This is a genomic window from Alphaproteobacteria bacterium, assembly GCA_017308135.1.
Taxonomy (GTDB): domain Bacteria; phylum Pseudomonadota; class Alphaproteobacteria; order CACIAM-22H2; family CACIAM-22H2; genus Tagaea.
On record JAFKFM010000011.1, the window covers coordinates 132,371 to 144,957 of the forward strand.

14 protein-coding genes are annotated in these 12,587 nt (G+C 65.1%); 3 read left to right on the forward strand and 11 right to left on the reverse strand.

The annotated features are described in order from the left end of the window. Nucleotides 1-41 precede the first annotated feature (41 nt). From J0H39_19935 to J0H39_19960, 6 genes are all read right to left on the reverse strand, one after another. On the reverse strand, nucleotides 42-911 hold the full coding sequence (locus J0H39_19935; protein ID MBN9499028.1) for an ABC transporter permease: 870 nt from the start codon (nucleotides 909-911) through the stop codon (nucleotides 42-44). A 5-nt stretch (nucleotides 912-916) separates the two neighbouring features. After that, nucleotides 917-1,732, reverse strand: coding sequence for an ABC transporter ATP-binding protein (locus J0H39_19940; GenBank protein MBN9499029.1), 816 nt, complete (start codon nucleotides 1,730-1,732; stop codon nucleotides 917-919). Between the two features lie 2 nt (nucleotides 1,733-1,734). Further along, complete coding sequence (locus J0H39_19945) at nucleotides 1,735-2,748, reverse strand: ABC transporter substrate-binding protein (protein ID MBN9499030.1); 1,014 nt, start codon at nucleotides 2,746-2,748, stop codon at nucleotides 1,735-1,737. A gap of 123 nt (nucleotides 2,749-2,871) precedes the next feature. Further along, nucleotides 2,872-3,672, reverse strand: a complete 801-nt coding sequence (locus tag J0H39_19950) for a creatininase family protein (GenBank protein ID MBN9499031.1) — start codon at nucleotides 3,670-3,672, stop codon at nucleotides 2,872-2,874. Nucleotides 3,673-3,677: 5 nt separating this feature from the next. Continuing rightward, nucleotides 3,678-3,947 carry a hypothetical protein gene (locus tag J0H39_19955; protein ID MBN9499032.1) on the reverse strand — a complete coding sequence of 90 codons (270 nt, stop codon included), beginning with the start codon at nucleotides 3,945-3,947 and terminating at the stop codon, nucleotides 3,678-3,680. A gap of 67 nt (nucleotides 3,948-4,014) precedes the next feature. Then, nucleotides 4,015-4,548, reverse strand: a complete 534-nt coding sequence (locus J0H39_19960; GenBank protein MBN9499033.1) for a cytochrome c family protein — start codon at nucleotides 4,546-4,548, stop codon at nucleotides 4,015-4,017. A gap of 236 nt (nucleotides 4,549-4,784) precedes the next feature. On the opposite strand from J0H39_19960, the gene J0H39_19965 reads away from it, so the two are divergent. Next, nucleotides 4,785-5,645 (forward strand): prephenate dehydratase, encoded by an 861-nt coding sequence (locus J0H39_19965; GenBank protein ID MBN9499034.1) that lies wholly within the window; start codon nucleotides 4,785-4,787, stop codon nucleotides 5,643-5,645. Between the two features lie 98 nt (nucleotides 5,646-5,743). Here the strand turns inward: J0H39_19965 and J0H39_19970 are convergent, their stop codons facing one another. Both J0H39_19970 and J0H39_19975 read right to left on the reverse strand, forming a co-directional pair. Then, the gene (locus J0H39_19970; GenBank protein ID MBN9499035.1) at nucleotides 5,744-6,826 is read right to left on the reverse strand and encodes a PA0069 family radical SAM protein; all 1,083 of its coding nucleotides are present in this window, start codon (nucleotides 6,824-6,826) and stop codon (nucleotides 5,744-5,746) included. A 58-nt stretch (nucleotides 6,827-6,884) separates the two neighbouring features. Next, nucleotides 6,885-7,892 (reverse strand): hypothetical protein, encoded by a 1,008-nt coding sequence (locus J0H39_19975; protein MBN9499036.1) that lies wholly within the window; start codon nucleotides 7,890-7,892, stop codon nucleotides 6,885-6,887. A 53-nt stretch (nucleotides 7,893-7,945) separates the two neighbouring features. Between J0H39_19975 and J0H39_19980 the strand changes: the two genes are divergently transcribed. Together J0H39_19980 and J0H39_19985 are read left to right on the forward strand one after the other, a co-directional pair. Continuing rightward, the gene (locus J0H39_19980; protein MBN9499037.1) at nucleotides 7,946-8,599 is read left to right on the forward strand and encodes a TIGR04283 family arsenosugar biosynthesis glycosyltransferase; all 654 of its coding nucleotides are present in this window, start codon (nucleotides 7,946-7,948) and stop codon (nucleotides 8,597-8,599) included. Then, nucleotides 8,596-9,198: a TIGR04282 family arsenosugar biosynthesis glycosyltransferase gene (locus tag J0H39_19985; protein ID MBN9499038.1), complete on the forward strand. Its 603-nt coding sequence runs from the start codon at nucleotides 8,596-8,598 to the stop codon at nucleotides 9,196-9,198. The genes J0H39_19980 and J0H39_19985 overlap by 4 nt, the downstream gene beginning before the upstream one ends. On the opposite strand, the gene moaB is transcribed toward J0H39_19985, so the two are convergent. The 3 genes from moaB to J0H39_20000 all read right to left on the reverse strand — a co-directional run bounded on the left by moaB (nucleotide 9,170) and on the right by J0H39_20000 (nucleotide 12,569). Further along, nucleotides 9,170-9,727 carry a molybdenum cofactor biosynthesis protein B gene (gene moaB / locus J0H39_19990; GenBank protein MBN9499039.1) on the reverse strand — a complete coding sequence of 186 codons (558 nt, stop codon included), beginning with the start codon at nucleotides 9,725-9,727 and terminating at the stop codon, nucleotides 9,170-9,172. The two genes, J0H39_19985 and moaB, sit on opposite strands and share 29 nt — an antisense overlap. 31 nt (nucleotides 9,728-9,758) lie before the next feature. Then, entirely contained in the window at nucleotides 9,759-11,594 is a 1,836-nt protein-coding gene (locus J0H39_19995; protein MBN9499040.1) for a lytic transglycosylase domain-containing protein, read from the reverse strand. A gap of 171 nt (nucleotides 11,595-11,765) precedes the next feature. Continuing rightward, a complete protein-coding gene (locus tag J0H39_20000; protein ID MBN9499041.1) occupies nucleotides 11,766-12,569 on the reverse strand; it encodes a uracil-DNA glycosylase in 804 nt (267 codons plus the stop codon). Nucleotides 12,570-12,587 lie beyond the last annotated feature (18 nt).

The following is a 12,587-nucleotide window of genomic DNA, read 5'->3' on the forward strand; positions in this document are numbered from 1 at the left end:
CGTAGAGATCGGTCTTCGGCGGCTCGAAAAAGGACGGCAACTCAATTCTCCCGCTTGAGGGCGCTTTCGTGCCAGCGGCGCAGCACGAGATGCGACAGGAACGACAAACACAAGAAGATCACGATTCCGGAGATCGAGATCATGAACAATGCGGCGAACATGCGCGGAATGCGCAACTGATAGCCCGATTCCAAAATGCGATAGGCGAGACCCGAAGCGGAACCGCCTGTGCCCGCGACGAACTCCGCGACCACCGCGCCGATCAGGCTGAGGCCGCCCGAGATTTTAAGACCCGCGAGGAAATAGGGCGTGGCGGCGGGCAGACGCAGATAGAGCAGCGTCTGGAAGCGCGAGGCGCGGTAGAGCTGAAACAAATTCAGCAGATTGTGATCGGCCGAGTTGAGGCCGAGCGTCGTGTTCGACAGGATCGGGAAGAAGGCGACGATCCAGGCGCAGATGAGCAACGAGAGTTGGACGTTGTCGACCCAGATGATGATCAGGGGCGCGATCGCGACCACCGGCGTCACCTGCAAAATGACGGCGTAGGGGAAGAACGAGAGCTCGACCCATTTCGACTGCGCGAACAGAATGGCGAGGGCGACACCCGCGACGACCGCGACCGCAAGGGCCGCGAGCGAGATCGACAGCGTGATCCACAGCGAGCCCGACAGCGTTCCCCAATCCTGCCACATCGTCGTGGCGATCAGGATCGGGCCGGGGAGGATGTAGTGCGGGATCTGGTTGATCCGCACGACCATTTCCCAAGCGCCCAGCGACAACAGGCCGACGGCGAGCGGCATCAGAATTTTCGGCCAAGCCGACGCGGGCAGACCGAGGATCGTCTTTTCCCGCAGGAAGACCGGCGCGGTGCCGTCCTGTTCGGCGACTTGTGCGAGCGGTGTCGTGGTCATGCCGGTCAGCCGTGATGCGCGTGATGGGCCATGGCGCTTTCCAAGGCGGCGGAAGCGCGGCGGCAATGCTCGTTATAGAGCGGGCTGGTGCGATACTCGTTGTCGCGCGGATAGGGGGCGGCGACTTCGATGTCTTCGATGATGCGCCCCGGGCGCGCGGCCATCACCACGATGCGTTCGGACAGGAACACGCTTTCGAACACCGAATGGGTGACGAAGACGACGGTGAAATTCGAATCCTGCCACAGCCGCAGCAGATCGTTGTTGAGCTTGAAGCGCGTGATTTCGTCGAGTGCGGCGAAGGGCTCGTCCATTAGCAACACTTGCGGGCGCGTGACCAGCGCGCGCGCGATCGACACGCGCATCTTCATGCCGCCCGAAAGCTCGCGCGGATAGGAATTCTCGAACGCCGACAGGCCGACCAGGCGCAGCGCGTCGGCCGCACGCCCGCGCGCTTCGTCGGCGGACATGCGCGCGATCTTCAGCGGCAGCATCACGTTCTTGAGGGCGCTCGCCCAGGGCATCAGCGTTGGTTCCTGGAACACGAAGGACAGCGCATGCGCGTCGCCCTCGCGGTCGGCGGGCCAATCGATCTCGCCGGCCGACGGCTCGCCCAATCCCGCGATCAAGCGCAGCAGCGTGGACTTGCCGCAGCCCGACGGGCCCAACAGCGACACGAACTGATGATGCTTGATGTCGAGATCGACGTTTTGCAGCGCCAGCGTGCCGTTGGAGAACACTTTCGCGACACCCCGGCAGGAAACGACCGGCCGCGTGGCCGGTCGTTCCTGGAGCTTCGCGGCGTTCGCGAAAGCCGTCATGCTCAGCCCATACCCACGCGCTTGTTGATGAACTTCAGCGTATAGGCGCGCGAGATGTCGAGACCGGGGCGCACCGCGCCGGCCGCGGACATCGCGTCGTAGAACGATTTCCAGCGCGCGTCGGTCATGCACATCACGCCGAGTTGCTTGGAATCGCCCGAATCGACGATGCCGTATTGCTTCATCTGCGCGATCGACATCAGGATCTTGTCTTCCGCCATATCCGGGTTGTCGCGCTGGATCAGGGCGTTCGCGGCTTTCGGGTCGCCGTTGAGATAGCCGTACCAACCTTCGATCGACGCGTTGATGAAGCGCTGCATCAGATCGGGCTTCTCGTTGACCAGCTTGACCGAGGTGTTGATGGTCGTCTGGTAGTTCTCGAAGCCGTATTCGGCGAGCAGATGGATCACCGGCTCGACGCCCGCCTTGCGGATTTCGTTCGGCTCCGACGTCAGGAAGCCCTGCTGCGACAGGTTCTTGTCGGCGAGGAACGGCGCCATGTTGAAGGTGTAGGGGCGGATCTGATCGTCGCTGAAACCGAACTTGGCGCGCAGCCACGGCCAGTAGGACGAGCGGCCGCCCGCGCCGATCAGGATCGGCTTGCCCTTCAGCGCGGGGAGCGTGTCGTTGCCCATGCCGGGATGCGAGATCAGGACCTGCGGGTCCTTTTGCATGACCGAGCCGACGACGATGAAGGGCACGTTCTCCTCGACATAGCGGAAGCCGGAGAACGAATTGGACATGATCGCATCGACGCGGCCGGCGACCAGCAGCGCGTTCGGGTCCTGCTGCGGCCCGCCCATGCGGATCTCGGCGTCGATGCCGTATTTGCGATAAATGCCGGTGGCGAGGGCGTGATAGAAGCCGCCATGCTCGGCCTGGGCGCGCCAATTGGTCTGGTAGACGAATTTGTCGAGCGTTTGGGCGCGCAGCGCAGGGGCGGGCAGCGTCGCGGCGGCCACGCCCGCACCGAGAAGACCGAGGCTGGTGCGACGGGAAATCGTTCTTTGGGTCATGGGGTTGCTCCGGAGTGGGGGACGGCAAAGACGGCCCCCCAGGGCAGCAAATTCCGGACCATGCCCAACACCCTGCGGCGCCTGGATGGGACTATAGACGTGCCCGCGCTTTAGGCAATCGGCCTAGTGCCGGTCGACGATATTCGCCAGTGGATAACTCGCGATTTCCGACAAGGCCTGGACGAGCTTCGCGGCCATGTGGTCGACGAGTTTTTTACCGCGCTCGGCGTCGGCGTCGAGCGCGTTGCCCGCCGCCCCCAGCGGATGCAGATCCTGGATCTGCCATGCCACTGTCGTGCGGCCGTTCGGGATGATCGTCTCGAACTGGCCCTTCAGCTTCTTGGGCAGCGTTTCGAAATCGCGCCGTTCCTCGTTCTTCACCAGGTCGGGTGTCAGATGCATCATCAGCGAGGTCTCGGACGAGCCCGCATGGATGCCGTAGGTCAATTCCTCGGCCGGGAACAGGCCCGGCGGTTTGCCCAGCATGTAGGAACTGATCGCCACCGCGACCATCGAATGGCGCACGCGCAGATCGCGGCACACGATATCGACGATCTGCGGCTGGCCGCCGTGGGAATTGAAGATCGCGAATTTGCGGATCCCGGCGCGCGCGACACCGTCGCCGATTTCGGTCCACAGCCGGATCAGCGTTTCGGCCGACAGCGTCAGCGTGCCCTTGAAGCCCAGATGTTCGTTCGATTTACCGATCGGCATCGCGGGCAGGAACAGCACGCCCAGATCTGCAGGCAGCAATTCGACCGCGCGTTCAACCACGCCCTGGTTGATGCGCGCATCGACCCAAACGGGCAAATGCGGCCCGTGCTGCTCGATGGCGCCCACGGGCAAAACGGCGACGGTGCGTTCGGGATCGAGCCCGTCGAAATCGGGCGAGGTGAGTTCGTGCCAGTAGCGCTTGGCCGGGATGCGGCTCACTGCAGCACGGCCTTCTGCCAGCGGAATTCCGAATAGCCCTTGCCCTGGATCGCGCCGACCAGATGCGCTGGGCCCAGGAAAACCGGGCGGCGCGTCATGTCCATATACATGAGCACGACTTGCTTACCCGCGAAGCGCGGCGTCATGTAGCTAAGGGTGCGGCGCTGCATTTCCGGCGTGGAAACGGACGCGGGATCGACATTGACGATCACGCATTGCACGCCGCCGACGGCGTGAAGGGCGACGTTGAAGGTTTGAGCGGCCATGGGGGAATAAAATTAATCCCGCGTCCGGCGCCTGAAAAGCCCGAACGCGGGAGAATCTCCGTAAGTTTTACGGCAGCGCCTTCGGCGAGTCCGACAGCGTGCGCAGATGCGCGATCAGGTTCGCGCGATCTTCGGCGCGGCGCATACCGGCGTAAGCCATGCGCGTCCCGGCGATATAGGCGCGCGGATTTGCGAGGAACTGGTTGAGCTCCTCGTAGCCCCATTGGCCGCCTTTCGCCGCGACGCCGGGCGAGTAGGCGAAGCCGTCGATATGGCCCTTCTTGTTGCCGACGATGTCCCACAGATTGGGACCCACGCCGTTGCGCCCGCCCTTGTCGAAGGTATGGCAGGACGTGCAGTTGCGCAGCAGCGCCGCACCCGCCGCGGCATCGGCCGACGCCATCAACGGCGCGATCGGCGCCAATTCGACCGGCGCCGCGGCGGCGGCGGTCGGCGCCGCGGATTCGATCTTGATGTCGAGAACCGACTTCTCGAGCTGACGCGGATGGACGAGCAGGTTGGAGATGTAGCCGATCACCGTGATCGCCAGCACCGAGCCGACGACGGCGCCGAAAATCTTGTTAAGCTCGTAGGAATTCATCGCGCTGCCCGATCGTGAATAGGGATCCCTGCCGGTCGCTCCCACAGCTTCCGGAACGGGGGCAATCTAATTCCGCCGCCGTCGCTGCGCAACTGCGGCGCAAAGCCCCAAGAAAAACGGGGGGAATCCCGGTTATCGCGCCGAATCAACATGTTCGGGCAGGGCGGCGATTGACACGCGTCCCCGCCTTGCCGATAACCGGGCCCTTCGACACCGCCAGACGGGACGACTCGCCCATGAAGTCCGCCAAGATTCCCGCCCGTATCGCCTTCCAGGGCGTCCCGGGCGCCTATTCGCATCTTGCGTGCAAACACGCCTATCCGAAGCTAGCACCGCTGCCTTGCGCCAGCTTCGAAGACGCGTTCGACGCGGTGCGCGGCGGCAAGGCGGTTTTGGCGATGATCCCGATCGAGAATTCGACCGCGGGCCGCGTCGCCGAAATCCACCAAATGATTCCGGAAGCGGGCCTGCACATCATCGGCGAGCATTTCGAGCGCGTGAACCATCATCTGCTCGCCCCGCCGGGCGCCACGCTCAAAACGCTGAAGACGGTGCAAAGCCATGTCCAAGCGCTCGACCAGTGCCGCGGCAATACGCGTGCGCTCGGCCTGAAGCGCGTCACGGGGGCGGACACCGCCGGTTCGGCGGCCGAGATCGCCAAGGCCGGCGACATCACGCGCGGCGCCATCGCCTCGTCGCTCGCGGGCGAAATCTACGGCCTCAAATCCTTGCGGAAGGATTTCGAGGATGCCGAGCACAACACGACGCGCTTTGTCGTGCTGTCGAAGAAGCCGAAGCGCGCAGACGCGAAAAGCGGCGTGTGCGTTACGACCTTCGTGTTTCGGGTCAAGAACCGCGCGGCCGCGCTTTACAAGGCGCTGGGCGGGTTCGCGACCAATGGCGTGAACATGACCAAGCTCGAAAGCTACATGATGGGCGGCAAATTCACGGCGACGCAGTTCTACGCCGACGTCGAAGGCCATCCCGACCAGACGCCGCTCGCGCATGCGCTGGAGGAACTCGAATTCTTCTCCGACATGGTGAAGATCCTCGGCGTGTACCCGGCGCACCGCTATCGCTTGCAGGGTCGGCACTAGTCGATCGCGTCACCCCGGGCGAGCGAATGCGAGACCCGGGGTCTCGTGAGATCCCGGCGCGCGGCGGCAAGCCGCCTTGGCCGGGATGACGTTTATTTTCACAGCAGGCTGAATTGATCGCCCTTCTGCGGCGGGGGCTTGAATGCCGACAGGTCGTAGGACCAGTCATTGCGGTCGAGCCCCAGGCTTTTGCGCGCCTTGAAAAACCGCGCTTTGATCATTTCGGCATAGGGGCCGGTGCCGACGAAGCGCTTGCCGAATTCGGCATGGTTGAGCTTGCCGTCGCGCGATTCACGGATCAGGTCGAGCACGCGCTTTTTCTTCAAGGGTGCATGCTCGTCGAGCCATTCGGCGAAGAGATCCTTGATCTCCAGCGGCAGGCGCAACAGCGTGTAGCCCGCACTCGTCGCCCCGGCGTCGCGCGCGGCCTCCAGGATCGCTTCCAATTCGTGATCGTTGATCGCGGGAATCATCGGGGCCGCCATCACGCCGGTTTTGATGCCGGCGCGCGTCAGTTCCCGGATCGCATCCAAGCGGCGCTGCGGCGTGGAGGCGCGCGGCTCCATCCGCCGCGCGAGATCGCGGTCGAGCGTCGTGACCGAGACGAACACATGCGCCAGATTGCGCGCCGCCATCGGGGCGATGATGTCGATATCGCGCGCGACCAGCGCCGATTTGGTCACGATCGAAAACGGATGCGAGAAGTCGCGCAACGTTTCCAGAATGGCGCGGGTGATTTTATGCGTCCGCTCGACCGGCTGATACGGATCGGTATTGGTGCCCAGCGCGATCGACTTCACGCGATAGCCGGGCTTGCGCAACTCCGCCGCCAGCAATTTCGCGGCGTCGGGTTTGGCGAACAGCTTGGTTTCGAAATCGAGACCGGGCGACAGGCCGAGATAGGCGTGCGTGGGGCGCGCATAGCAATAGACGCAGCCATGCTCGCAGCCGCGATAGGGATTGATCGATTGCTCGAACGGAATATCGGGGCTGTCGTTGCGCGCGATCACCGTGCGGCTGGCGTCGGCCTGCACGAAGGTGCGCAAGGGCGGCAGATCTTCGTCCGGGTCCGTGCCCCAGCCATCGTCGATCCGCACCCGGCCGAGCGGTTCGAACCGGCCGGCAAGGTTGGAAACGGCGCCGCGCCCTTTGCGCGCGCGATCGGGAAGTGCCTCGTCCATGACACGGGAAGCCTATCCCAATGCCATGAACAATTCAAGAACATCGAGGCGTTCGAGCTTAGCCCCAATCCTTGCGCTGATCGGCGATGGTCTTGACGTCGAGAGCGGCCGCGATCGCCTTGTCGGCGTGATCGGCGTAGCGGCTGTCGAGGCCCTTATGCGTGCCTTCGACGCGAAAACGGATGAACTGGCTGGTCGTGCGCAGCCACACCAAGCGCCGGAACGGCCGGAAGGCGGACAAGGTTTCGCGCGCCAGCGCATCGCCCGCGCGCAACGCCCAGGCGCGCATGAAGCCGTCGATATCGGCGGGCGACAGGCTCGCCGCGCAATCGGGATCCCAGGCCAGCGCCGGTCGCGTGCAGGTATGTGCGAGGTCGAGTGCGGCAAAGGAATAGAGGCATTTGTCGATATCGACGAAATAGGCGCGGCCCCCCGGCGCCGAAATGAAATTGCCGGGATGCGTGTCGTACATGCACAGGCTGCGCGTCATGCCTTGGAAGCGCTTGTCGTTGTTGGTCGAGAATTCCTTGGCCCAGGCGAGTTCCTGACCGAAAGCGATCTTCGCTTTGGGATCGAGCGACGCTTTGTCGGCAAGCGCCAGATTCGCCTCGATCGTCGCGACCGTCGCGGCGACGGGATTGGCGGGCGAGGCGAGGGGGCTGCGCGCCGCCTCGTCCGGCACTTTCATTTTATGGATCGAGCCGAGTGCGGTGCCCAACGCCATCAGATCGCCCGGCAGTCGCGGCGCCGCACCGCCGATATCGTCGACGATCAACGCGCCGGTGGGCACCAGCTCGCCCGGCGCGATCGTGTCGATGAGGCGCGGCGTGGCCTCCGACGGGGCGGCGCGCGCGAACATCTCCGCTTCCAGCGACAAACGGGCGTCGGCGCTTTCGCCGCTGCGCAAACGCGGCAGGCGCAGCAACACGCGCTTACCCTTCACGCGTACATGGTTGTGGGCGAGGCCTTTGCCCGCGAGCGGGATCAACTCGCTCGGCGCCAATTCGGCGAAGCGCGGGCGCGTGGACAAAGCGCGGAACAGATTGTCGAGGTCGGGGCGGCTCATGATTTTCCGGCACTGTAGCGTTGCCGTGCGGCGGGCGCCATGATGGCGTGTCCATGCGCCTTTCGATCGTCGTCCCCGCCCTCAACGCCGAAAGATTTCTTCCCGCCTGTCTCGCGGCCTTGGGCGCGTGGGAACGGGCGGAGCGTCTTCTGGTCGATGGCGGCTCGACCGACGCGACGCAGGCTGTCGCCCGCGACCACGGCTTCCGCGTGATCGAAGCGCCGCGCGGCCGGGGCCCGCAATTGCGCGCGGGTGCGGCCGCCGCGACCGGCGATTGGCTGCTGTTCGTCCATGCCGATACGGTGTTGTCGCCGGGCTGGGTCGCGGCGGTGACGGGTTTCACGGGACAAGCGGGATATTTCCGTCTCGCCTTTGCGGGTGACGACAAGCGCGCCGCCCGCGTGGCGCGCCTCGCCAATTTCCGCGCGCGTATGTTCGGCTTGCCCTATGGCGATCAAGGCTTGTTGATCGCGCGCGATCTTTACGATCGACTCGGCGGCTATCGCGATTTGCCGCTGATGGAGGATGTCGATCTCGTCCGCCGCATCGGCGCCAAGAATTTGCGCGAACTCGACGCGGTGGCGGCGACCTCGCCCGCGCGCTACGAACGCGATGGCTGGATCCGGCGCCCGCTGCGCAATCTTTCGATCCTGGCGCTGTGGTTCCTGGGCGTGTCGCCCGAAACGCTCGCAAGGCTCTATCGATGATCCGGCCGACGATTTTCGTTTTCGCCAAACCCGCACGGCGCGGCCGCGCCAAAACGCGGCTCGCCAAGGGCATCGGCGATGCGGCGGCGCTGGCGTTCCAGCGCGCGTGCCTTGCCGCGACGTTGCGCAAGCTTGCGCGCGGGAAGTGGCGCTTGGTGTTGTGCGTCACGCCGGATGGCGCCGCGCGGATCGGGCATTTTTGGCCGTTGCGCACGCAGCGCAAGGGCCAAGGCCGCGGCGATCTTGGCGCGCGGATGGAACGCGCGTTGATGTCGCGACGCGGCCCCGCGATCGTCGTCGGCAGCGATATTCCCGATCTGAACGCGGCGCTGGTACGCGACGCGTTCAAGAAGCTCGGCGATACCGATCTCGTGTTCGGCAAATCACGCGACGGCGGCTATTGGCTGGTCGGGTCGCGCCATGGCGGTTTGGCAAAGGGCGCGTTCAAGAACGCGCGCTGGTCCAGCGCGCACGCGCTCGCCGACACGCTGGCGAATGTGAAGCATCGGCGCGTCGCCTTCGCGGCCACACTCGACGACGTCGACGACGCGGCCGATTATGCGCGGTGGATCAGACGGTTGCCTTCGGCTTCGACGTGAGATGTTCCTGCAAGCGCGGCATCAGCTCGACCAGATTGCAGGGGCGGAAGCGGTTGTCGAGCTGGTGCTTCAAAATCTCTTCCCACCCGTCACGGCAGGCCGACGGCGAGCCCGGAAGTGCAAACAGATACGTGCCACCGGCCACACCGCCCGTGGCGCGGCTTTGCAGCGCCGAGGTGCCGATCTTGGGAAACGAGATCATGCGGAACATCTCGCCGAAGCCGTCGATCTTCTTTTCGTAAAGCGCTTCGAAGGCTTCGGGCGTCACATCGCGGCCCGTCACGCCGGTGCCGCCGGTCGAGATCACGACGTCGATCGCCGGATCGGCGATCCAGGCTTTGAGCTTGGCTTGGATCAGGCCGATATCGTCCTTCACGATCGCGCGCGCGGCGAGCTTGTGCCCGTCGCGGGCGATCATTTCGGCCAGCGCGTTGCCCGAACGGTCGGACGCTTCGTCGCGCGTGTCCGACACGGTCAACACGGCGATATGGCAGGAAAGGAAGGGGCGGGTTTCGTCGAGCTTGGGCATGGGACGAATCTAATCCGCCCGGCCGCACTTGTCAGCGGCGCTGGATCTGCTCGGCCGTCTGCTCGAGATCGTTCGCCGGCACCACGCGCGCGGCGCGCTGCGGGACGGCGTAAAGCGGCCATTGGCCCTCGGCCAACTGGTCGAGCGACGGTGTGGCCTGGCCCAGGCGTTCCGAATACATCCAGTAGGAGTAGAGCAAGCGCGTGATGAATTGCCGCGTCTCGGCCGAGGGCAGGCTTTCGATGAACAGCAGCGCGTCCTCGCGCGTTTCGCCGCGCTGATCCTGCATCCGCTTCCATTTGGAAAGATTGCCCGGCCCGCCGTTATAGGCGGCGGCGAGGCGCGTAAGCTCGCCTTCGATCAGCGGATCTTCCAGCAGCGCCTTGATGTAGCGCTGGCCGAGCGTGATGTTGGTCTCGGGCTCGTACAGCTTATCGAGCTGCCCGCGCAGCGAGGCACCATTCATCATGCCGGCCGTCCCCGGCATCAACTGCATTAGGCCGCGCGCCCCGGCGGGGCTGATCGCGCGCGGGTTGAAGCCGGATTCGATGCGCATGAAGGCGAAGACCAACGCAGGGTCGATCTCGAACCCGCCTTCGGGACGCCAATGCGGCACGGGATAGTTGGCGCCGTCGTAGCGCCGCCCGTCGATGTCGTTGAGCTCGCGGGCGAGGCGCATGGCGAGGCCCGGCATATTGGCGCGCATCGCGACGGCGAGTGCGGCTTGCGAGAGCTGCAACCCGCCGCGGCCCAGCACCAAGCGCAGCTCGGCTTCCGCGCGGCGATCCTCGTCGATTTGCAGAAGTGCAAAGGCGCGCGACGCCGCCGGGAATTTCTTGAGCTGGGCGAGATCTTCGGGGCCCAGCGGCGGGGGATTCCAGTTGAGGCCGGTATCGATGCCAAGGGCCCGCGCCGCGAGCGAGCCATAGAACGTGCGCGGATTTTCGGCCGCCTGGGTCAGCCAGAAATTATAGATCTCGGGCTTGCGGTCGTGCAGATGGGCGCGTGCCGCCCAGAAGGCGCCGGCGGCTTGGTCCCAGGCGGGCGTGTTCGGCAGGCGGTTCAGCGCTTCGAAATGCTGAGCCGCCCGGCCATAACGCTGCTGGCGGAACTCGGCGAGGCCGGCGATCCAATGCGCACGTGGTACCGAAGCGCCCGAGCGGCGCGCGGCATCGCCCGCCAGGGCGATCGCCTTGCGATCGTCGCCGCGCATGAACCAGCCCGAGGCGAGCTGGGCGCGGTAATGGTCGATTTCCGCGACCGACAGAAGATTTTGGGTGTCGCGGCCGGACAACTCGCGCTCGACGCGCTCGAAATGCCCGTCGGAAATCCACTTGGCGAAGCGCCCGCGCAATTGCGCCGCCCCCGGCGCGGTCGAGCGCATCGGCGGCGTGCGGCCCAGGCCCGGCCCCAGATCGTCGGCCCCCGCGCGTTCGGTAAAGGATTCGCCGACCGGGCGATTGAGCTTGGCGTTACGCGGGGCCCGGCGCTGGGCCAGCGCATGGATCGCCGGCGCGTCGGGATTGTCGTTGAACTCGCGCAGCCAGGCCGACAATTCCTCGTGGCTCGAACGGTGATGGCGGCCCAAGTAACGCTCGGCCAGGACATGGCCGGCCAGCGAACGGTCTTTCACCTGGCGCAACGCGGCGTCGGCGGCGGCGGCATCGCCGCGTTCCTGGGCGGCGAAGGCGGCGCGGTAATGTTTGGCGTCGGCTTCCGACAGCGGGCGCGGCAAATCGGTCGCGCGCTCAGGCGCCAGATCGGCGCGCGGTAGCGACGCGGTCTCGGTGCCGGCATTGGCGCGGGCGGCGCGGGTCTGTTGGGCGGAAAGTTCGCCGCCGAAGAGCGTCACCCCGACGAGCGCCACGAGCGCCGTCTTGAGGATTGCCCGATGGCTTGCTGCCAATCGGCAAATATAGGTGCGCGAATTCGGCATGCTGAGGGGCTAAAAAGCAGGATTTGCCGCCCCCGGCAAGGAAAAATCTTAGATTTTCCACAGATTTAGTTCAAAGTTATTGTGCCTATATTTACTTGGTCATTATTTGGAAAGCATTTGTATTCTTTGCTTCAACGACAATAAATCGCGCCACGAATCCCTTTTTTGTGCCGGGGTCCGCAACAAATACGCCGGATGGAAAATTGGTAACGCGGGGATGGGGGCTTTCAGGCCCGGCGAGCTGTACTCGCGCCATTTACCGCGCATCCGGATGATGCCGTCGGTCGTGCCCAGCAGCGTCTTGGTCGAGATATTCCCAACCAAAACAAGGATTTGCGGGTTAACGAGCTCGATTTGCCGGCGGATGAAGGGCTCGCAGGCGGCGATCTCGGCGGCCGTGGGCGTGCGGTTGGCGGGCGGGCGCCAGGGGATCACATTGGCGATATAGGCGTTGGTATTCCGGTCCAGCCCGATGAACCCGATCATCCGGTCGAGGAGCTGGCCGGAGACCCCGACGAACGGTTTGCCCTGGCGGTCCTCGTCGGCCCCCGGCGCCTCGCCCACGAACATGATCTTCGCCGCAGGGTTCCCGTCGGCGAAACACAGATTGGTCGCGGTGGCCTTCAATGGGCAGCCGTCGAACTTGGCCAGCGCCTCACGCAGTTCGTCGAGGGTGTTGGCGGCCGCCGCCGCATCGCGGGCGGAGATCACCGCCTGGGCGGCCGGGACCGGGGCCGCGATCGCCGGGCTCGTGACCGGGGCAACGACGCGCATCGCCGGGGCCGTGCGGGCGGGGGCCGGCATTTCCACCGGCGGCGGGGCGGAAAAACGATCGACCGGCGCCTCGGCGATCGCCTCGTCGGCGCCGAGTTCGACCAGGTAACGGAGGGCGGCCAGATCGTCCATTGCGGCCGGACACTAGCA